Below are 19,571 nucleotides of genomic sequence, written 5' to 3' on the forward strand. Positions count from 1 at the left end.
CCCGGCGTCGTGGCCAACCACGACATCCATCTCACCGTGCGCCGCGGCACCGTCCACGCCCTGTGCGGCGAGAACGGTGCCGGCAAGTCCACCCTGATGAAGATCCTCTACGGCATGCAGAAGCCGGACGAGGGCACCATCGCGCTGGGCGGCGAGCAGGTCACCCTGCACACCCCGGGCGACGCCATCGCGCGCGGCATCGGCATGGTGCACCAGCACTTCATGCTCGCCGACAACCTCACCGTCCTGGAGAACACCGTCCTCGGCGCGGAAAAGCTGCACGGCATCGGCGCCGGCGCCCGCGCGAAGATAAAGGAACTCTCCGACGCGTACGGGCTGAACATCCGGCCCGACGTCCTGGTCGAGGACCTCGGTGTCGCCGACCGCCAGCGGGTGGAGATCCTCAAGGTCCTCTACCGCGGCGCCCGCACGCTCATCCTCGACGAGCCGACTGCCGTCCTGGTCCCGCAGGAGGTCGACGCGCTCTTCGACAACCTGCGTGAGCTCAAGTCCGAGGGCCTGACCGTCATCTTCATCTCGCACAAGCTGGGCGAGGTGCTCTCGGTCGCCGACGACATCACCGTCATACGGCGCGGCACCACCGTGGCCTCGGTCGAACCGTCCGAGACCACCCCCAAGCAGCTGGCCGAGCTGATGGTCGGCAGCGAACTGCCGTCACCCGAGACCCGCGAATCGACCGTCACCGACGAGGAGATGCTCCGCGTCAGCGACGTCCACCTCTCCGCGACCGACTCCGACGGCGTGGTCCGCACCGTCCTGGACGGCATCTCCTTCACCATCCACAAGGGCGAGGTGCTGGGCGTCGCCGGTGTCGAGGGCAACGGCCAGGCCGAGCTCGTCGAGGCCGTCATGGGCACCCGCCGCCCCGACCACGGCACGATCACCCTGGACGGCACGGACCTGTCCGGCGCCTCCACCCGCGCCCGGCGCGAGGGCGGCATCGGCTACATCCCCGAGGACCGCCACCGCCACGGCCTGCTGCTGGAAGCCCCGCTGTGGGAGAACCGCATCCTGGGCCATGTCACCGAGCGCCCCAACAGCAAGGGCAAGCTCCTCGACATCCCCGGCGCCCGTAAGGACACCGAGCGCATCGTCGAGCAGTACGACGTGCGCACCCCCGGCATCGAGGTCACCGCGTCCTCGCTCTCCGGCGGCAACCAGCAGAAGCTGATCGTCGGGCGCGAGATGAGCCACCACCCCAAGCTGCTGATCGCCGCGCACCCCACCCGCGGGGTCGATGTCGGTGCGCAGGCGCAGATCTGGGAACAGATCCGCGAGGCGCGCCGCGAGGGCCTGGCGGTGCTGCTGATCTCTGCCGACCTGGACGAGCTGATCGGGCTGTCCGACACCCTGCGGGTGATGTACCGGGGCCGGCTGGTCGCGGACGCGGACCCCGCCGTCATCACCCCGGAGGAGTTGGGCTCCGCCATGACCGGTGCCGCCAGAGGCCACCTCAGTGCTTCGGAAGACGGTGCGTCGCAAGAGGGCACACCAGAAGACGGTGCGTCGCACGACGCCGGTGAGCAGGAGGGCGACGAGCAGTGAGCACCTCCACCAAGAACCCCACCGTGGACGCCATTGCCAAGAGCGCCACCCGCGACAAGGTGATCCTCGCGATCGCCGCGCCCGTCCTGGCCATCGTCGCCGCGATAGTGATCTCGTCCCTGGTGTTCCTCGCCTCGGGCGAGAACCCCTTCCGGGCCTACGGGATCATGGCCGATTACGGCCACTACAGCGACAGCCAGGTCTGGATCATCAACAAGGCGGTGCCGTACTACCTTTCGGCGCTGGCGGTCGCCATCGGCTTCCGCATGAACCTCTTCAACATCGGCGTCGACGGCCAGTACCGCCTCGCGGCCTTCGCCGCCGCGGCCGTGGGCGGCGCCATCGCCCTCCCCGGCGCGCTCCAGATCATCCTGCTCATCGTCATCGCGATGCTGGTGGGCGCCATCTGGTCGGGCATCGCGGGTCTGCTGAAGACCACCCGCGGCGTCAGCGAGGTGATCACCACGATCATGCTGAACGCCATCGCCGCGTCGATCATCGGCTACTTCCTCCAGGACGGCCGCCTCGCCATCAAGGACGGCAACCTCCTGCACACCAGGTTCCTGCCGGAGTCCAGCCACTTCTTCTCCTTCCCGACCCACCCCAAGCCGGTCCTCGGCTTCGTGGTGATCGCGGTCCTGGCCGGGGCGCTCTACTGGTTCGGGATCAACCGCACCCGCTTCGGCTTCGACCTGCGCGCCGTGGGCGCCTCCGAGCCGGCCGCCGAGGCCAGCGGGGTCAGCGTCAAGCGGATGGTCCTGTGCAGCATGCTGCTGTCGGGCGCCGCGGCCGGTCTGGTCGGTATGCCCACCCTGCTCGGTGAGTCCTTCCAGTACGGCACGGACTTCCCGGCCGGTATCGGCTTCACCGGTATCGCCATCGCGCTGCTCGGCCGCAACCACCCCATCGGCATGGCCTTCGGTGCCCTGCTGTGGGCGTTCCTCGACCGCACCGGCTCCCGGCTGGAGTTCGAGGGCTACGCCCAGGAGATCGTCGGCGTCATGCAGGGCGTCATCGTCCTCTGCGTGGTCATCGCCTACGAGATCGTGCGCCGCTACGGGCTGAGCCTTCAGCAGCGCAAGGTCGGCGAGGAGCTGGCCGCCCTGTCCCGCACGACAAACTCTGACAAGAGCGACAAGCCGGAGGTGTCGGCGTGAGTACGGACCTCAAGACCGCGACGAAGCTCGCGGTCCCCGGGAAGGGCGGCCGGCGCAAGCTGACCTACCCCTGGATCCTGCTGATCATCGCCGTCGGGCTGGTCGCCGTCTCTGTCCTCCGGGCCGTCACCGGTGCCGGTGACCTCACCTCCACCGGCCAGTTCGGCGCCGCACTGAGCGCCGCCGTGCCGATCGGCCTGGCGGGTCTGGGCGGACTGTGGTCCGAGCGGGCCGGCGTGGTCAACATCGGCCTCGAAGGCATGATGATGCTCGGCTCGTTCGCGGCCGGCTGGGTCGGCTGGCAGCACGGCCCCTGGGCGGCGGCCGCGGCCGGCGTCATCGGCGGCGCGCTCGGCGGCCTCATCCACGCCATCGCCACCGTCACCTTCGGTGTCGACCACATCGTCTCCGGTGTCGCGGTCAACATCCTGGCGCTCGGTGCCACCCAGTACCTGGCCACGCTGTGGTTCGGCCAGGAGGGCAGCGCGGCCATGCTGGCCGGCGGCAACGACAAGCAGTCGCCGCCGATGCCCGACATGCCGACGTTCACCGTCCCCGGCCTGTCGGACGCGCTGAACACCCTGGAGGGCCACCACTGGTTCCTGGTCTCCGACGTCGCCGGCATCCTCGGTGCCGCGGTCACCAACGTCTCCTGGCTGACCCTGCTCACCGTCGGCCTGTTCATCGGCACCTTCTACGTACTCTGGCGCTCCTCGTTCGGACTGCGGCTGCGCTCCTGCGGCGAGGCCCCGATCTCGGCCGAGACCCTGGGCGTCAACGTCTACTCGTACAAGTACGCGGCGGTGCTGGTCTCCGGCGCCCTGGCCGGCCTCGGCGGTGCCTTCCTCTCCATCGGAGTGCACTTCTTCCAGGACGGCCAGACCGGCGGCCGTGGCTACATCGGTCTCGCCACGATGATCTTCGGCAACTGGCGGCCGGGCGGCGTCGCGATGGGCGCGGGCCTGTTCGGCTTCATGGACGCCATGCAGCTGCGCAGCGGCGGCCCGACCGTCCACGCACTGCTGCTGGGCCTGGCCGCCCTCCTCGCGGTGCTCGCCCTGCTCCGGCTGCGCGCCCTCAAGCGCACCCAGGCCGTGGTCGCCGGCATAGCCGCCGCCGTCCTGGTCATCTGGTACTTCCTGGCCGACACCGTTCCGCTCGAACTGGTCGAGGCGAGCCCGTACATCGCCACCCTGCTGGTACTCGCCCTCTTCTCCCAGCGGCTGCGGCCGCCGAAGGCGAACGGCAAGCCCTACCGCCGAGGACAAGGCACATGACACCACCGGTGCCGGTCGACTGGACCGCACTGCGCGCGCAGGCCCGGGACGCGATGTCCCGGGCCTACGCCCCGTATTCCGGCTACCCCGTAGGCGCCGCCGCCCTCGTGGACGACGGCCGCACCATCACCGGCTGCAACGTGGAGAACGCCTCCTACGGCCTGGCCCTCTGCGCCGAATGCGGCCTGATCTCAGAACTGTTCGCCGGCCGCCCCGACAGCACCGGCCCGGCCCCCCGGCTGACCGCCTTCACCTGCGTGGACGGGGCGGGCGAACTGCTCGTCCCCTGCGGCCGCTGCCGCCAGCTCCTGTGGGAACACGGCGGCCCGGAGCTTCTGGTGGACACGGCGGCGGGCATCCGCCCGCTGTCGGAGCTGCTGCCGGATGCGTTCGGGGCGGGGCATTTGAGGGGGTGAACGGGGGCGGGTGGGTGCCAGTGACTCCATCCCCGCCACCCACCGCCCCCGGCACCACCCGCTCACCGGGCAAGACGCAGGTCGATCCAGGGAATGCTGTCCCCCGGCAGCAGATAGCGCTCGATCTCGACAAACCCGTGCTTGCGCGCGAACCGCAGCCCGTCCTCGTTGGAGGACAGCACCACGGTCTCGATCACTTCGGCGCCCAACTCCCGCGCCCTGCTGAGCCCGCGCGCATACAGCTCCTCCCCGAACCCCTGACCACGATGAGCTTCCAGCACACGAGCGATCACGGTCACCGTCAGCGCGTCATCGGCGGGCGGGCGCACCGTGCTGCATCCGATGAGCTCGTCACCGGCATACGCGACCTCCAAGTGGTGACGCTGCGCCCGCTCCCGCACATCCTCCAGCGAAAGGAGGTGGGTAGGGATGATCGTGTTGTGGACGAACTGCCAGTCCTTGAGGGCGTCGTCGCCATCCGGCCGCTGAATACGAAGATCAGACATCGCAGCAGAACAGCCGAGTCCCTCCCGCACGTCAACTCCGTTTCAGGTGGGACGAATGGTCAGGCCGTCACGGTCGAGCCCTCGGTCGAGTCATCTGCACTTCGGACACTTCGAGCAATCCGTCGAGTTCGACCTTCCCCCTGGTCTGGCTCGGACTCACCACCAGGCCGTCCCGTCGCACGATGTCCAGGAGCCGTTCGGCCAGGGGCAGGACCATATGCCGGCCCCAGCATCGTTCGCTTACGTGGCCGAAGGGGAGATATCCGGGGTGGTTGTCTCCGTCCAGCTCTTCCCAGCGGTCGGGATGAAACGCGTCGGGCTCGTCCCAGAGCTTGGGGTCGCGGTGGCTCAGCAGGGGGAGCAACAGGACATCGTCTTTCGGGCCGATCCGTGCGTCCACGTCCGAGAACTCCGGAGAAGCCATTCGCAAGATGTTCCATGAGGGGGGAAGCAGTCGGAGTGCCTCAAGGAGGATGTTCCGATTCGATACGTCATCGCTGAACGGAGCCCCGAGCCACAGGGCGTTGGTGACCAGCGCGGATACGGTGAAGCACACCGGTGCTGCCACCCGCCGGTACAGGTACATGGCATAGCGCCGGTCACTGTAGGTCGTGGAATCGAGCACGAGAGCGGCAAGTTTTGACAGCGGCACGCCCTGCCCGGGCCTGCCCAGCAAAGCGGCACCGGAGGCGACGGCCGACCAGGTCAGTTTCGGTGTCAACTCCAGCCTGCGGTCGACCAGAACCCGGAATCGCAGACGTTCGTTCCCGAAAACGAGATTCCGCAGGTAAACATGCGCCACATGCGGCCAGCGGCCGGTCAGGTCGACCGCCTCATCGAGGGGACGTTGCAGCGCGTTCCGCACGTCCGAGCCCACGGCTTGCATAAAGGTGGACGCATCCGTACGGGTAACGAGCCGCCCCTGGACGGGTTTGAAGGTGGGCCTCTCCTCCGCGTTGGCCGGCCTGCTACGGAGTAAGCGGTCCATCAGCTCGGCGCCGGACACCCCGATCGTGTCGGGCTCCAGACGAAAAAGCGACGCACCACGATAACGACTTAACAGTTCGTCGATTCTCGGCGCGAACTCGATGACCCGATCGCTCCCGCCGACGCGGTGCACAGGCATAGGTGAACTCCGTGGGTAGGCAGCTCGCGCCGGCCAGAATTCCTGACCGACGCGATCCCGGCAGGGAAACTGTCTGGTTAAATCCAGCCGTACCAGGCGTATGCCTTGAGGCTCTTTTCCGGGCGGAACTTCTTGACGATGCGAACGAGTTTCATGAGCACCTCCATTTGCGTGGCGAACGAGATACTTATGCGACGGCAGAAGATGTAGAGACCGGGTGGAATTCCCGGCATTCATTTCAACTGCTGTGGAAAGTGAAGACCTATTCAGTGAATGTGTCAAGTGATCCACATCACTACCTGAATTGCCTCATTCACGTTTCGAATTCATCCGTATTCGCATCTCGGCAAATCGCCACTAATCCATCTATTGACACCCAATGTGGGCATCGAAAGGGGGTGGATGGCGTCGAATGGGGTGGTTTGGTCATGGATTATGTGACATGGACATGTTCTGTAGGGCGGGTCGAGGGCCTCCGGTCCCCGCTCCGGCGCGATGGCTCTCCCACACGGAGAATCGCGAAGCGGCGGTGAAGCCGGCGCAGTCGGTCGTCTCGGCACGGCTCGCAGCAGCCGGGGCGCAGATCGTCGGGCCCGGCGGGGTCGGTGCGCCGGCATCAGGGCGAGTTCGGCTCGGGCGAGGAATGGCACCTCGTCCTCAGGTCTGGGCGAGTTCCAGTACCTCGGCCACTGCGGGCAGTTCACGATGAGAGCCGTGAACCATCGACCGTCGAGCACGACCCGGGGGACCGGTACCGCGGTAAACCCGGTGCCTGCCCTGCCCGGACGTTGCTAGCTTCGACGCGTCGGAGACCGCGGGATCTCGTCCGAAACAGGGGTGCCGGCGACATGTCCGTAGCAGCTCCGTCCGGGGGAACGTCACCGGTACGTGACTACCTGGAGGCGGTCCTGGATCTGCTGGAGGAACACGCGCTCAACCGCGACCGGATGGACTGGGCGCGGGTACAGCGGGCAGCGGAGGCGCAGATCGCGGACGCGACCGCGACGGAACAGACCTACGGGGTCATCGACGCTGTGCTCGACCTGCTGGGGGATCCGCACACCTTCTTCCTCCGCCCTCAGGACGCCGAGAAGATGTGCGACCAACAGGCCACGCGGGCCGAGCCGGTGCCCACCGGACGGCTGATCGACGGGGGGGGGGCGCGCACCTCACCGTCCCGGAGGCCGAGGGGGTCACGGAGGCGGAGCGGCGGTGCTCGGCAGGCCGCGGGTACGGACCTTCGGGGCGCCCACTGCCGGACTGGCGACCGGGAACGTCGCCATCGACCTGACCGATGGCGCCGTTCTCGTTCTCACAGTGGCCCGCGAGGCCGATCGGACCGGCCGTCTCTACGGCAACACTCCCATCGCTCCGGACCAGCCCACGCCCGGGGATGCCGATGCGCTCACCGACGCCGTGGCGTGGCTCCGGTCCGTCCGGTCCCCGTCCGCAGGGGGAGCCGGGCGAACGGATGAGGCCGTCAGCTGCCGAAGCCGCGGTCTCCGGCCGGTGGCGGTGCCCAGCGCAGTCGCCCGCGGGCGACTGCCCCTCCCGGCCCTCCCTGGCCACCCCGGCATCTATGCGTGTAGAACGTACCTACCCGTTCGAAAGGAACCGTCCATGGACGCCATCTCCGTCATCCGCACCAAGCGCGACCGCGGTGAGCTGACCCCTGATCAGATCGACTGGGTCATCGACGCCTACACTCGCGGCGAGGTCGCCCACGAGCAGATGTCGTCGCTGGCGATGGCGATCTTCCTCAACGGTATGAACCGCACGGAGATCGCCCGCTGGACGGCCGCGATGATCGCCTCCGGCGAGCGCATGGACTTCTCCTCCCTGCCCCGCCCCACCGCCGACAAGCACTCCACCGGCGGCGTCGGCGACAAGATCACCCTCCCGCTCGCCCCGCTCGTCGCCGCCTGCGGCGCGGCCGTCCCGCAGCTCTCCGGCCGGGGCCTCGGCCACACCGGTGGCACCCTCGACAAGCTCGAAGCCATCCCCGGCTGGCGCGCGACCCTCTCCAACGACGAGATGCTGAACGTCCTCCGCGACGTCGGCTCCGTCATCTGCGCCGCCGGTGACGGCCTCGCCCCCGCTGACAAGAAGCTCTACGCGCTGCGCGATGTCACCGGCACCGTCGAGTCCATCCCCCTCATCGCCTCCTCGATCATGTCCAAGAAGATCGCCGAGGGCACCGGCTCCCTCGTCCTGGACGTCAAGGTCGGCTCCGGTGCCTTCATGAAGGACCTCGACAACGCCCGTGAACTGGCCTCCACCATGGTCGAGTTGGGCACCGACCACGGGGTGAAGACCGTCGCCCTGCTCACCGACATGGCCACCCCGCTCGGCCTGACCGCCGGCAACGCCCTCGAAGTCCGGGAATCCGTCGAGGTGTTGGCCGGTGGCGGCCCCCAGGACGTCGTCGAGCTGACCCTGGCGCTGGCCCGCGAGATGCTCGACGCGGCCGGTCTCAAGGACGCCGACCCGGCCAAGGCGCTGGCCGACGGCTCCGCCATGGACCACTGGCGCCGCATGATCGCGGCCCAGGGCGGCGACCCCGACGCGGCCCTCCCCGTGGCCCGCGAACAGCATGTCGTCACCGCCTCGTCCTCCGGCATCCTCACCACCCTCGATGCCTACGCCGTGGGTCTCGCCGCCTGGCGCCTCGGCGCCGGCCGCGCCCGTAAGGAGGACCCGGTCCAGGCCGGCGCGGGCGTGGAACTGCACGCCAAGCCGGGCGACACCGTCACCGCGGGCCAGCCCCTGCTGACCCTGCACACCGACACCCCGGAGAAGTTCCCCTACGCCTTGGAGGCCCTCGACGGCGGCGTCCTCGTCGGCCCCGAGGACGCGGCCTTCGCCGCCACCCCGGTGGTGCTGGAACGTATCGCCTGACCTGGGCCCGCGGCCGGAGGCCGCTGATGACACGGCTCGGATGGGTGAACGGGATCGGCGGACCGGCGCCGGTCCCGTTCGGCGTGGTGCAGTCGGGTGTGTGCTGAAGAGGAGGAGCCCGAAGTGGGCCCCGCGCGGCCCGGCGGTCACTCTCCACGGCGACCCCGAGGGCGATGCCTATCGGACGCTGAGCGCCGTCAGGTTCGGCGAACCGATGTATCTTCCCGCCCCCTTCGACGTCACCGTCGACACCGCACTCTTCCCCGCGGACTGAGGAACCGACGCCGAAGGCGAAAGGCCCGCCCCACCAGGACAGGTGGCAGGACGGGCCCTTCGGACTGCGGGTGGCTACGCGGCCTTCTCCAGGTGGAGGAGGCGGCGTTCGGCCACGGCCTTGCGGGTGGCGTAGAGGGTGATCGAGGCGGCGCCGAGCATCGCGGCGAGGCCGAGGAGGACGGTGCCCTCCCAGCCGACGGCGTGGAAGGCGGCGGCGCCGAGCGCGCCGCCCAGGCTGCTGCCGACGTAGTACGCGCACTGGTACAGCGCCGACGCCTGGGCGCGCGCCGTCTTGGCGGTGCGGCTGACCGAGGACGAGGCCACCGCATGGCCCGCGAAGAAACCGGCGGTGATCAGGATCAGGCCCGCCAGCACCGCGCCCACCGAAGCGGAGAGCGTCAGCAGCAGACCCGTGGAGGTGGTGCCGACGGCCAGGTACAGGGCGCCGCGGCGGCCCACCCGGGCGACCAGCTTTCCGGCCGCGGCCGAGGAGACCGTACCGACCAGGTAGACCACGAAGATCGAACCGACGATGCCCTGCGGGAGGTTGAACGGCTCGGAGACCAGGCGGTAGCCGATGACCGTGTAGACCGCGCCGAAGACCGTCATGAACAGCCCGCCGATGGCGTAGAGACGGCGCAGCAGCGGGTCGGCGAGGTGGCTGCCGAGCGTACGGGCCAGCGCCCGCGGGCCCACCGAACGGGACACGAAGTGCCGGGCCTTGGGGACCAGCAGCCGGAAGGCCACCGCGCACACCACGGCCAGCACACCCACCGCGGCGAGCGCCGCCCGCCAGCCCCACGCCTGGGCGACCCAGCCCGTCACGATCCGGCCGGACATCCCGCCGATGCTGTTGCCCGCCACGAACAGCCCGATGGCCGCCACCAGAGCCTTGGCCCGTACCTCCTCGGCCAGGAACGCCATCGCCGAGGCCGGCAGCCCGGCCAGTGCGACGCCCTGAATGCCGCGCAGCGCGATCAGCACACCGAGCGACGGGGCGAACGGCACCAGCATCGCGAGCAGCGCGGCCACCGCGAGGGACCACATCATCAGCGTGCGCCGGCCGAAGCGCTCGGAGACCGCGCTCAGCGGGATCACGCCGAGCGCCAGGCCGAAGGTCGCCGCCGACACGGTCCAGCTCGCCTGGTCCGGGCTCACCCCGAGGTCGGCGGAGATCGCGGGCAGCAGCGCCTGCGTGGAGTAGAGGAGGGCGAAGGTGGCCACGCCGGCGGCGAAGAGGGCGAAGCTCATCCGGCGGTAGCCGGGGCCGCCCGGCCGCAGCTTGCCCGCTTCGGGGTCGAGCGCGGCGGCGGTGGAGGAGTCAGGGGACGACTGGGGAGAGGCGGCCGCACGGTCGGTGACGGACGCCCCGGTATCAGCGGGAGGCATGTTTCGAAAGTAGGCCTCTGAGTTTCATGCGTCCAATGCATGGAAACGGCATAATCGATGCTGTGGCACATAATCACAGCTCACAAGGGCCTCTGTTGCAAGGTCGCAACAGAAAAGACACCGCCGGTTCGGGTCGCGCCGGGGTGGACACGGGGGAGGTGGCCGAACTCGGCGCCGATTCGTGGGCGGTGACGCTCGCCCCGCGGCTCGCCCAGTTCACCGCCGTCGCCCGGCACGAACACGTCACCCGCGCCGCGCAGGAGCTCGGCATGCCGCAGCCGACGCTCAGCCGGGCCATCGTCCGACTGGAAGAGGACCTCGGCGTCGCCCTCTTCGCCCGGCACGGCCGCACCCTCTCCCTCACCCCGGCCGGCCGGGCCTTTCTCGCCGCCACCGAGCGGGCGTTGACGGACCTGGAGCGGGCGACGGAGTCCGTACGGGCCGATGTCGATCCCGCGGCCGGGAAGGTGGCGTTCGGCTTTCTGCACACCCTCGGGTCGGAGACCGTGCCCGGCCTGATCCGCAGCTTCCGCGCCGACCACCCGCGCGTCCGCTTCCAACTCGTCCAGAACTACGGCGAGGCCATGATCGAGCGGCTGCGCGCCGGCGACCTCGATCTGTGCCTGACCTCGCCGGTGCCCGACTATCCGGACCTGGTCGCCCGCCGGCTCGACGAGCAGAAGCTGCGCCTGGTCGTGCCGGACGACCATCCGCTGGCCGCCCGTAAGCGGATCCGGCTCGCGGAGGCGGCCGGCGAGCTGTTCGTGACCCTCGAACCGGGCTACGGGCTGCGCCGGATCACCGACGCGCTGTGCGCCGAGGCGGGCTTCACCCCGCGGGTCGCGTTCGAGGGGGAGGAGGCCGAGACGCTGCGCGGGCTGGTCGCGGCCGGGCTGGGCGTGGCCCTGCTCCCCCCGCCGGCCGTCCCCCGCCCCGGCGTCGCCGAGCTCACGGTGACGGCACCGCGCGCGGTCCGCGAGATCGGCGTCGCCTGGCTCGACGGCCACCCGGACACCCCACCGGTGGCCGCGTTCAAGAAGTTCCTGCTGAGCCGACGGGGGCGGTTGTTGCCCAGGTGAGGGGCGCGGCCCTGGGGAGTTGTGGGGGGTGGGCTGGGGTGTTCGGAGCCGCAGCGGTGCTCCGGCTCCGACCGCTCGTCGCGAGGCGACGGGCCCGTCGCCGGGGCCCACCCCGGCCCTCACTGTCGCAATGACGCCCCGAACCCCGCCGCCAGCGGCATCCGCAGCCCCAGCGGCGGTGGTGCGGCCAATGCGTCCTTCACCGGCCGCGCGTAGCCCCGGGCGAACAGCGAGCCGAGCATGAAGTCCGTTGCCAGGGCCAGGACTTCGGCACGGTGCTGATGCAGCGAGTGGCCGTCGGAGTGCACCTCGAAGCGGCAGATGTCGCGGTTGACCTTCTTGGCACGCTCGGCGTAGCGGTAGGAGAGGTCGGGGTCGGTGCGTTCGTCGTTGGTGCCGTGGACGAGCAGGACCTGGCGGCCGATGAGCTGTTTCACCGGATCGGGCGGCTCGCTGTCCCGGTGCGGGTCGGGCAGCCAAGGGGCGATCGCCAGTACGGAGTTGACGGCCGGATGGCCCGCGGCGTGCAGGGCGGCGCGGGCGCCCATGCCCGTACCGACGAGGCAGACCGGGACATCGCCGTAGCGGCGGACCACCTCCTCCAGGGCCCAGTCCGCGTCCCGCGCCGGATGGGCCGCGGCCCCGTTCCAGCCGTGGCAGCGGTAGCGCACGACATGGGCCGTCAGGCCCTCAGGACGCCCCGCCTTCGCCAGCCGGACCGCCAGCGGGCGCACCGCCAGTGCCGCCACCGGCGACGGGCGCCGTACCCCGGTCGGTCCGCCGCCGGGCAGTAAAAGCGCGACCCCGCTCACCTCCCGGCCGGTGCCCCGCCTGCCGCCCTTCCACCGGAGCGCTTCGCGCGCCCCCTCCTTGCCGGCCGTTCCCAGCGGTTTTCCCAGCCGGGCCTCACGCACCGGCAGTGCTTGCTGAGCCATGAGCAGAACGATGGCAGAAGGAGGCTCGCCGGCCACCCCGCGGACGGGTCACTGTTAGGTATCGTTCGATGAGATCTACGCGCGTAGGGGCTAGAGTGCCGAGATGACGAGCGAGACCACCACCCTGCCGACCAGTGAACAGATCCGCCGCGCCCCCAAGGTGCTGCTCCACGATCACCTCGACGGCGGCCTGCGCCCCGCCACCATCGTCGAGCTGGCCCGTGAGATCGGCTACGAGGGACTGCCCGAAACGGACCCGGAAAAGCTCGGGGTCTGGTTCCGCGAGGCCTGTGACTCCGGCTCGCTGGAGCGCTACCTGGAGACCTTCGCCCACACCTGCGCCGTCATGCAGACCCGCGACGCACTGGTCCGGGTGGCCGCCGAATGCGCCGAGGACCTGGCCGCCGACGGTGTGGTCTACGCCGAGGTCAGGTACGCGCCCGAGCAGCACCTGGAGCAGGGCCTGACCCTCGAAGAGGTCGTCGAGGCGGTCAACGAGGGCTTCCGCGAGGGCGAGCGGCGGGCCCGCGAGAACGGCCACCGCATCCGCGTCGGCGCGCTGCTGACCGCCATGCGGCACGCCGCCCGCGCCCTGGAGATCGCCGAACTCGCCAACCGCTACCGGGACACCGGCGTCGCCGGCTTCGACATCGCGGGCGCCGAAGCCGGCTACCCGCCCACCCGCCACCTCGACGCGTTCGAGTACCTCAAGCGGGAGAACAACCACTTCACCATCCACGCCGGTGAGGCCTTCGGTCTGCCGTCGATCTGGCAGGCCCTCCAGTGGTGCGGCGCCGACCGCCTCGGCCACGGGGTCCGGATCATCGACGACATCGAGGTCGCCGACGACGGCTCGGTCAAGCTCGGCCGGCTCGCCTCGTACGTACGGGACAAGCGCATCCCGCTGGAGATGTGCCCGACCTCCAACCTCCAGACCGGCGCCGCCCCCTCCTACGCCGAGCACCCCATCGGCCTGCTGCGTCGCCTTCAGTTCCGGCTCACGGTCAACACCGACAACCGGCTGATGAGCCACACCAGCATGACCGAGGAATTCGAGCACCTGGTCAAGACATTTCGATACACGCTCGATGACATGCAGTGGTTTACAGTCAATGCGATGAAATCAGCGTTCATTCCTTTCGATGAACGTCTGGCCATGATCAATGACGTCATCAAGCCCGGTTACGCGGAACTCCGGGCCGAATGGCTGTTCCGTCCGGCGGCCACAACGCCCCCTGCGAACAGCACTTCTGACTCTGCGTAAGGGCTCACGCGAGCCTATAGCGCAACGGCCGGTGGAATGTCCACCGGCCGTTTTTTCTTTCGTCGTGGCTGTTTGCGGCGCCGGTTGCCGCCTCAGTAGGTTGATTTGCCGGTCAAGCCCCCATCACGAGGACGTAATTCGATGAAGCAGGGAACCATCAAGACTCTCGGTACCGTCGCGCTCGGTGCCGCTTTTGTCGTCACCGCCGCGGGCGTCGCCAGCGCGGCCCCGTCGGTCGACACCGCCGGGGTGCTGAAGAGCCTGCCGGTGAAGGACGCCACCAAGACCGTCTCCGGGCTCACGAAGTCCAAGCCGGCCGGCAACGACGTCAAGACCAAGCTCAACTCCCAGGGCAACAAGCTGCTGGGCGGCCTGCCGACCAGCGCCGTCACCAAGACCCTCCCCCTGGGTGGCTGATCCCGCCACGCGGCTCGTCCCCTAGGGACACCTTCTGCGCCGTGCCCCGGCCGAACGCCCTCGTGCGTACGGCCGGGGCATCGTCATGTGCCGACAGGGAACCGGGCGGCGGGCGCCGGACCGGGCCGTGGGCCAGGCGGACGGGCAGCCGGCCGGGTCACCAGGCGGCGGCGCCGGTGGCGGCCTTCTCCTCCGAGGGGAGGAGTATCCACAGCGCCAGGTAGACCAGGAACTGCGGGCCGGGCAGCAGACACGACACCACGAACAGCACACGCATCGTCTTCGGTGTCATGCCGAAGCGACGGGCCAGGCCCGCGCACACTCCGGCGATCATTCGGTTGTTGCTGGGGCGGACCAGTGCGGCGGCCATGACGGCGGCTCCTTTGCGACTCGATGGGGCGTTTGCCCGATGTCTCAAAGGTAGGTCCGGCTGCCGGAGAGAACATCAGCCTGCGGGGCCAGTTCAACCCTGGGGATCCTCGGGGTCGCCTCCCCGAGATCCCCGTACCGGCGACGCAGCCGGCGCCGCGCCCCGGGGACGACCGCCAGGTGCGCCAGGGCCACGCCGAGGGAGCCGAGCAGCACCGCGTCGATGTCCGGGACCCGGCCGGGTACCCCTGACTGGAGCAGCTCGATGGCCAGCGAGATCATCGCGCCGGCGAACACGGTGCGGGTCAGCGACACCAGCGGCGAAACGTTCAGCCGGCCGGCCGAGAGAGGCAGCAGCACGCCCAGCGGCGCCAGCAGCAGCACCGAACCGCCCAGATGCTGTACGGCGTCCCACGACGGGCCGTACGCCAGCTCGGCCCGGATCGTCGCCAGCGGTTCGAGATTCGTGGCGGACACCCAGGGCACCGTGCGGGGACGCAACGTCAGCCAGGCGACGATCAGCAGATGCGCCACAAGGAGAAGAAGTCCGGTGACGCGCATACGGGGAACGGCGGTGGTGCCGGGGCCATGACGCTGCACACAGGCCAGGACGCGACCAGCGGTGGCTGCGGTTCCGCCCAATTGAGCCCGTCTTGGTGCGCCGGGTCAGTCCTCTTCCGTCAACGGGTCGCCCCACCCGGCGTTCTCCGCTATGTCGGGATTGGCCAGCACATCCGCCGAGCAGTCGTAGCGGTGCGCGGTGGCATCGCCCGGTCCGCCGAGCACGGCCGCGTGCTGCTTGCCCAGCACCGGGCTCGCGCCGTACGTGCACACCAGCTGCGCCAGTGCGAACGACGGCAGGTCCTCCGGCCGGATGCTCAGCCGCAGCGTGTCCGCGGCATCGCCCGCGCGCGGTGCCGTGACCTTCAGGTCCTGGGGGAGCGCGGTGCTGAAGCCGGCCCGGTCCTCGTCGGACGACGGCTGCCGCTGGAGTTCCTTCAGCAGCGCACGGGCGGCCGGCAGCCGTGGATCGGTGGTCGCCGAGCCCTTGGGCAGCGACACCGCCCGCTCGACCTGGGCCAGCGCCGAGCCGCACACCAGGTAGACGGTGGCCTGGGACCTGCCGGGCGGGTTCGGCGCCGGCTCGCTCGCCGGGGCCTTGCAGCTCACCCGCGAGGGCGCGCCACCCGCGTCGACCGGTACCGACGTGCCCCGGATGCCGCAGCCCGCGGCGACGAGCGTGAGCGCCGCCACGGCGGCGGTGCGCCGCCCCGTCCGCCTGATCGGCGTCATCGCTCGTCCTCCGTGCCCTCGTCGGCCGCGCGGGCCGTGCCGCGGTCCCTGCGGTCGCCGTCCGTCAGCGGTGTGGCGTCCATCGGCAGCCGCAGCGTGAAGACCGCGCCGCCCTCGGGGAGGTTGGCCGCGGTGATCTCCCCGCCGTGGATATGTGCGTTCTCCAGCGCGATCGACAGGCCCAGACCGCTGCCCTCCGACCGCGGCCGGGACGCGCTCGCCTTGTAGAAGCGGTCGAAGACATGCGGAAGAACTTCTTCCGGGATGCCGGGGCCGTGATCCCGTACGCGGATCACCAGCTCGCCGCCCCCGGGCCGCCCCGTGTCCGACTCCTGGCCGGACCGCTTCGGACCCTCCTGCTCCGTACCGGCTTCCGGGCCGCCGGACGCGTGGGGTGCGGCCGGACCGCCGGTGACCGCCGTGCTGCCCGTCCTGCCGCCCGCACCGTCACCGGGCACCTCCTCGGTGTGCACCGAGACCCGGACCGGCGAACCGCCGTGCTTGAGGGCGTTGCCGATCAGATTCGCCAGGATCACATCGAGCCGCCGCGGGTCCAGACGGGCCACGATGCCGCGGTCCGCGTCCAGCTCGACCGCGTCCAGCCAGGCCCGGGCGTCGACACAGGCGGTCACCTGGTCCGCGACATCGACGTCGTCCAGCACCAGCCGGGCCGTCCCCGCGTCGAAGCGGGTGACCTCCATCAGGTTCTCCACGAGATCGTTCAGCCGCCGGGTCTCGCTGACCACCAGCTGCACCGCCGGCGCGATCATCGGATCGAGGGAGTCCGCCTCCTCCTCCAGCACCTCGGAGACCGCGGTGATCGCGGTCAGCGGCGTCCGCAGCTCGTGCGACATATCGGCGACGAACCGCCGGGACGCCGCCTCGCGCCCGCTCAGCTCCTCGACCCGGTGCTCCAGACGCTCCGCCGTACGGTTGAACGTCCGTGACAGATCCGCCAGTTCGTCCGTACCGGTCACCCGCAGCCGGGTGTCCAGCCGCCCCTCGCCCAGCTGGCGCGCGGCATGCCCCAGCCGCTGTACGGGCCGCAGCACGGTCGTCGCCGCGGCCTGCGCCAGCAGCGCCGAGCCGACCAGCGCGAGCGCGGTCGCGATCCCCAGCGACCAGGCCAGCGAGTTGAGGTCCTGCCGCTCGGTGGCCAGCGACTTCATCATGTAGCCGGTGGGCCCGCCGCCGATCACCTTCGCCCCGGCGACGAGATAGGGGGCGTCCCCGACCTCCTTGCGCTGCCAGTACAAGTGGTGCGCGTAGTGGTTGGACTCGTCGACCGGGCGCACCTCGTCGACCGCGGTACGCAGCGACAGGGGCACGCTGTTGAGCGTCAGCAGATTCTTGTTCGTGGTGGCCGCGCAGTCCTTGCCCTCGCGGTCGACCCCGATCAGCAGCACCGCGTAGTCCTGCGGCCCGGCCGCCATCTGCCGTGCCGCGTCCTGGAGTTCGGCACACCGCGGCCGCAGCGGCAGCGACCGCGTGCTGTCCTCCAGCGACTTGCGGAAGTCGTTGAGGACGGCGTTCTGGGTGCGCTCCAGAACGGTGTTGCGGTTGAGCCAGTACGCGATGCCCGACGCCGAGACCGCCGCGGTCAGCGCCACCAGCCCGAAGACCACGACCAGCCGCAGCCGCAGACTGGTCCAGCGCAGCAGCCCCGACGCCCGGCGCAGCCCCCGCAGCACCCGCCGCATCCTCTGACCCGCCGCGGGCCCGGACGCATCCCCGGCGTCGGCGCCCGCGCTGTCGTCCGTCGTATCGGCCGCGGAACGTTCCCTCACTGCGGCGAATCCAGCCGGTAGCCGACGCCACGGACCGTACGGATCAGGGTCGGCGAGGACGGCACGTCCTCCACCTTCGCCCGCAGCCGCTGTACACACGCGTCCACCAGGCGCGAGTCGCCCAGGTAGTCGTGCTCCCACACCAGCCGCAGCAGCTGCTGGCGGGACAGCGCCTGACCGGGACGGCGGCTCAGCTCCAGCAGCAACCGCAGTTCGGTCGGTGTCAGTTGCAGATCCTCGCCGTTCTTGGTGACCGTCATCGCCGACCGGTCGATCACCAGCGAGCCGAACGTCGCCGAATCACTGGACTCCCGCTCGCCGCGGCGCAGCACGGCCCGGATCCGGGCATCCAGCACCCGCCCCTGGACCGGTTTGACGACATAGTCGTCGGCGCCGGACTCCAGCCCCACCACGACGTCGATGTCGTCGTTACGCGCGGTGAGCAGGATGATGGGCAGCTGGTCCGTACGCCTGATCCGCCGGCACACCTCGAAGCCGTCGATGCCCGGCAGCATCACATCCAGCACGATCAGGTCCGGGCGCTGCTCACGCAGCAGCTTCAGGCCGTCCTCGCCCGTCGCCGCGGTCACCACACGGTGACCCTGGCGGGACAGCGAGAGTTCGAGGGCCGTGCGGATGGCGTCGTCGTCCTCGATCAGCAACAGGAAAGGCACGTCAGCCATTCTGGCCCATGGGACGCCGGGACATCGACCAGTGGCGCTCTCGTACACAAGGCCCACCGCGTGAGGCCCCCGCGACGCGCCGCCCAGACGCCTGTGACAGGCCTGTGACAGTCGACGGACAACGCGATGAAACTGGCTTGGCAGTCTTTTGGGCACCGGGAGAGATCAACAACCCGGAACACACCGAACGAGCTGGCTCTACGACGGGGGGCGCGAGATGAACACACTGCACGGCAGCACTTCCAGCGCAGTTATCACGCGACTCCACGATGTCGTCCGGTCCGGCGAGAAGTCCGGTGCCGTACGGGGCTGCACCCGCAGCACCGGGCGTCAGCGGCCGCCCTTCATGGTGGCCATCGACGCGATGACGGTGGAAATCGACCCGGGGCACGGGGGCAAGGCCGCCCACAGGGGAGAAAACGGGGGAAACGCCGGGGGAGCGGAGTACGGGGAGGCCACGGGGGAACGGCGTTCCGCGTCGGAGGCGGCCGAGGCCGAAGCGGCCTTCACCGCCTACGTCCAGGAGCGCCGCGCCTCCCTGTACGCCACCGCCTACCACCTGACCGGCGACCGCTACGAGGCCGAGGACCTGCTCCAGAGCGCGCTGTTCTCGACCTACCGGGCGTGGGATCGGATCAGTGACAAGGCGGCGCTCGGCGGCTATCTGCGCCGCACCATGACCAATCTGCACATCAGTGCCTGGCGCCGGCGCAAGCTCAACGAGTACCCGACCGAGGAGCTGCCGGAGACGGCGGCCGACGCCGACGCCATGCGCGGGACCGAGCTGCGCGCCGTGCTGTGGCAGGCGCTGGTCCGGCTGCCCGAGACGCAGCGCACGATGCTGGTGCTGCGCTACTACGAGGGCCGTACGGACCCGGAGATCGCGGACATTCTCAACATCAGTGTCGGCACGGTGAAGTCGAGCATCTGGCGCGCCCTGCGCCGGCTGCGTGAGGACGAGGTCCTCAGCTTCGGCCGTGACGAGGAGGAGTCCTTCGGCGAGCTGGTGGCCTGAGGACGGGGGGAACCCGGGGGCAGGGGGAACGCCCGAGGGGGAAACGGGGATACGGGGGAACCGGCCGAAGCGGAGTGATCCACGGAGGCCGGGCGTATCGGGGGATACGGGGGGAGTA

20 protein-coding genes are annotated in these 19,571 nt (G+C 70.1%); 10 read left to right on the plus strand and 10 right to left on the minus strand.

Features of this window, described 5'->3' with window-relative positions; all coding sequences use genetic code 11:
* Positions 1–9: 9 nt before the first annotated feature.
* The 4 genes from TU31_RS01610 to TU31_RS01625 are packed head-to-tail and all read left to right on the plus strand — an operon-like array spanning position 10 to position 4,416.
* Complete coding sequence (locus tag TU31_RS01610; RefSeq protein WP_107070598.1) at positions 10–1,566, plus strand: ABC transporter ATP-binding protein; 1,557 nt, start codon at positions 10–12, stop codon at positions 1,564–1,566.
* Positions 1,563–2,723 carry an ABC transporter permease gene (locus TU31_RS01615; protein WP_370682689.1) on the plus strand — a complete coding sequence of 387 codons (1,161 nt, stop codon included), beginning with the start codon at positions 1,563–1,565 and terminating at the stop codon, positions 2,721–2,723. The genes TU31_RS01610 and TU31_RS01615 overlap by 4 nt, the downstream gene beginning before the upstream one ends.
* Positions 2,720–4,000 (plus strand): ABC transporter permease, encoded by a 1,281-nt coding sequence (locus TU31_RS01620; RefSeq protein ID WP_042147711.1) that lies wholly within the window; start codon positions 2,720–2,722, stop codon positions 3,998–4,000. Before TU31_RS01615 ends, TU31_RS01620 begins: the two co-directional genes overlap by 4 nt.
* Positions 3,997–4,416, plus strand: a complete 420-nt coding sequence (locus TU31_RS01625; protein ID WP_042147715.1) for a cytidine deaminase — start codon at positions 3,997–3,999, stop codon at positions 4,414–4,416. Before TU31_RS01620 ends, TU31_RS01625 begins: the two co-directional genes overlap by 4 nt.
* Before the next feature lie 62 nt (positions 4,417–4,478).
* Here TU31_RS01625 and TU31_RS01630 read toward each other — a convergent pair whose 3' ends face one another.
* The 3 genes from TU31_RS01630 to TU31_RS40515 all read right to left on the minus strand — a co-directional run bounded on the left by TU31_RS01630 (position 4,479) and on the right by TU31_RS40515 (position 6,281).
* Positions 4,479–4,922 (minus strand): GNAT family N-acetyltransferase, encoded by a 444-nt coding sequence (locus tag TU31_RS01630; RefSeq protein WP_042147718.1) that lies wholly within the window; start codon positions 4,920–4,922, stop codon positions 4,479–4,481.
* A 67-nt stretch (positions 4,923–4,989) separates the two neighbouring features.
* The gene (locus TU31_RS01635; RefSeq protein ID WP_042147721.1) at positions 4,990–6,048 is read right to left on the minus strand and encodes a cytochrome P450; all 1,059 of its coding nucleotides are present in this window, start codon (positions 6,046–6,048) and stop codon (positions 4,990–4,992) included.
* Positions 6,049–6,125: 77 nt separating this feature from the next.
* Positions 6,126–6,281 carry a tryptorubin family RiPP precursor gene (locus TU31_RS40515; RefSeq protein WP_370682690.1) on the minus strand — a complete coding sequence of 52 codons (156 nt, stop codon included), beginning with the start codon at positions 6,279–6,281 and terminating at the stop codon, positions 6,126–6,128.
* A 1,387-nt stretch (positions 6,282–7,668) separates the two neighbouring features.
* Between TU31_RS40515 and TU31_RS01645 the strand changes: the two genes are divergently transcribed.
* Positions 7,669–8,946, plus strand: coding sequence for a thymidine phosphorylase (locus tag TU31_RS01645; protein WP_042147727.1), 1,278 nt, complete (start codon positions 7,669–7,671; stop codon positions 8,944–8,946).
* Between the two features lie 100 nt (positions 8,947–9,046).
* Positions 9,047–9,220, plus strand: a complete 174-nt coding sequence (locus tag TU31_RS38445) for a hypothetical protein (protein WP_158894218.1) — start codon at positions 9,047–9,049, stop codon at positions 9,218–9,220.
* Positions 9,221–9,294: 74 nt separating this feature from the next.
* Here TU31_RS38445 and TU31_RS01650 read toward each other — a convergent pair whose 3' ends face one another.
* Complete coding sequence (locus TU31_RS01650) at positions 9,295–10,611, minus strand: MFS transporter (RefSeq protein WP_042147730.1); 1,317 nt, start codon at positions 10,609–10,611, stop codon at positions 9,295–9,297.
* A gap of 95 nt (positions 10,612–10,706) precedes the next feature.
* On the opposite strand from TU31_RS01650, the gene TU31_RS01655 reads away from it, so the two are divergent.
* A complete protein-coding gene (locus TU31_RS01655) occupies positions 10,707–11,690 on the plus strand; it encodes a LysR family transcriptional regulator (RefSeq protein ID WP_370682691.1) in 984 nt (327 codons plus the stop codon).
* A 119-nt stretch (positions 11,691–11,809) separates the two neighbouring features.
* Here the strand turns inward: TU31_RS01655 and TU31_RS01660 are convergent, their stop codons facing one another.
* Positions 11,810–12,625: an alpha/beta hydrolase gene (locus tag TU31_RS01660; RefSeq protein WP_042147735.1), complete on the minus strand. Its 816-nt coding sequence runs from the start codon at positions 12,623–12,625 to the stop codon at positions 11,810–11,812.
* 103 nt (positions 12,626–12,728) lie between these two features.
* Between TU31_RS01660 and TU31_RS01665 the strand changes: the two genes are divergently transcribed.
* Both TU31_RS01665 and TU31_RS01670 read left to right on the plus strand, forming a co-directional pair.
* Complete coding sequence (locus tag TU31_RS01665) at positions 12,729–13,889, plus strand: adenosine deaminase (protein ID WP_042147738.1); 1,161 nt, start codon at positions 12,729–12,731, stop codon at positions 13,887–13,889.
* Between the two features lie 141 nt (positions 13,890–14,030).
* Positions 14,031–14,306 (plus strand): hypothetical protein, encoded by a 276-nt coding sequence (locus TU31_RS01670; protein WP_042147742.1) that lies wholly within the window; start codon positions 14,031–14,033, stop codon positions 14,304–14,306.
* 157 nt (positions 14,307–14,463) lie between these two features.
* On the opposite strand, the gene TU31_RS01675 is transcribed toward TU31_RS01670, so the two are convergent.
* From TU31_RS01675 to afsQ1, 5 genes are all read right to left on the minus strand, one after another.
* Positions 14,464–14,676, minus strand: coding sequence for a PspC domain-containing protein (locus tag TU31_RS01675; protein ID WP_042147745.1), 213 nt, complete (start codon positions 14,674–14,676; stop codon positions 14,464–14,466).
* 44 nt (positions 14,677–14,720) lie between these two features.
* The gene (locus tag TU31_RS01680) at positions 14,721–15,236 is read right to left on the minus strand and encodes a VanZ family protein (RefSeq protein ID WP_181018536.1); all 516 of its coding nucleotides are present in this window, start codon (positions 15,234–15,236) and stop codon (positions 14,721–14,723) included.
* A 105-nt stretch (positions 15,237–15,341) separates the two neighbouring features.
* Complete coding sequence (locus TU31_RS01685) at positions 15,342–15,968, minus strand: hypothetical protein (protein ID WP_042147751.1); 627 nt, start codon at positions 15,966–15,968, stop codon at positions 15,342–15,344.
* Positions 15,965–17,755 carry an ATP-binding protein gene (locus tag TU31_RS01690; RefSeq protein WP_042147754.1) on the minus strand — a complete coding sequence of 597 codons (1,791 nt, stop codon included), beginning with the start codon at positions 17,753–17,755 and terminating at the stop codon, positions 15,965–15,967. The genes TU31_RS01685 and TU31_RS01690 overlap by 4 nt, the downstream gene beginning before the upstream one ends.
* On the minus strand, positions 17,752–18,429 hold the full coding sequence (gene afsQ1, locus TU31_RS01695) for a two-component system response regulator AfsQ1 (protein ID WP_026169550.1): 678 nt from the start codon (positions 18,427–18,429) through the stop codon (positions 17,752–17,754). The genes TU31_RS01690 and afsQ1 overlap by 4 nt, the downstream gene beginning before the upstream one ends.
* Positions 18,430–18,655: 226 nt before the next feature.
* On the opposite strand from afsQ1, the gene TU31_RS01700 reads away from it, so the two are divergent.
* Positions 18,656–19,453: a SigE family RNA polymerase sigma factor gene (locus tag TU31_RS01700; RefSeq protein ID WP_042147762.1), complete on the plus strand. Its 798-nt coding sequence runs from the start codon at positions 18,656–18,658 to the stop codon at positions 19,451–19,453.
* Positions 19,454–19,571 lie beyond the last annotated feature (118 nt).

The organism is Streptomyces lydicamycinicus, assembly GCF_000829715.2.
GTDB lineage: Bacteria > Actinomycetota > Actinomycetes > Streptomycetales > Streptomycetaceae > Streptomyces > Streptomyces lydicamycinicus.

Coding starts and splice junctions, on each gene's coding strand:
- TU31_RS01670 (WP_042147742.1), top strand. CDS start 14,031: ATGAAGCAGGGAACCATCAAGACTCTCGGTACCGTCGCGCTCGGTGCC.
- TU31_RS01630 (WP_042147718.1), bottom strand. CDS start 4,922: ATGTCTGATCTTCGTATTCAGCGGCCGGATGGCGACGACGCCCTCAAG.
- TU31_RS01625 (WP_042147715.1), top strand. CDS start 3,997: ATGACACCACCGGTGCCGGTCGACTGGACCGCACTGCGCGCGCAGGCC.
- TU31_RS01680 (WP_181018536.1), bottom strand. CDS start 15,236: ATGCGCGTCACCGGACTTCTTCTCCTTGTGGCGCATCTGCTGATCGTC.
- TU31_RS01685 (WP_042147751.1), bottom strand. CDS start 15,968: ATGACGCCGATCAGGCGGACGGGGCGGCGCACCGCCGCCGTGGCGGCG.
- TU31_RS01635 (WP_042147721.1), bottom strand. CDS start 6,048: ATGCCTGTGCACCGCGTCGGCGGGAGCGATCGGGTCATCGAGTTCGCG.
- TU31_RS40515 (WP_370682690.1), bottom strand. CDS start 6,281: ATGCCGGGAATTCCACCCGGTCTCTACATCTTCTGCCGTCGCATAAGT.
- TU31_RS01700 (WP_042147762.1), top strand. CDS start 18,656: ATGAACACACTGCACGGCAGCACTTCCAGCGCAGTTATCACGCGACTC.
- TU31_RS01650 (WP_042147730.1), bottom strand. CDS start 10,611: ATGCCTCCCGCTGATACCGGGGCGTCCGTCACCGACCGTGCGGCCGCC.
- TU31_RS01665 (WP_042147738.1), top strand. CDS start 12,729: ATGACGAGCGAGACCACCACCCTGCCGACCAGTGAACAGATCCGCCGC.
- TU31_RS01675 (WP_042147745.1), bottom strand. CDS start 14,676: ATGGCCGCCGCACTGGTCCGCCCCAGCAACAACCGAATGATCGCCGGA.
- TU31_RS01660 (WP_042147735.1), bottom strand. CDS start 12,625: ATGGCTCAGCAAGCACTGCCGGTGCGTGAGGCCCGGCTGGGAAAACCG.
- TU31_RS01645 (WP_042147727.1), top strand. CDS start 7,669: ATGGACGCCATCTCCGTCATCCGCACCAAGCGCGACCGCGGTGAGCTG.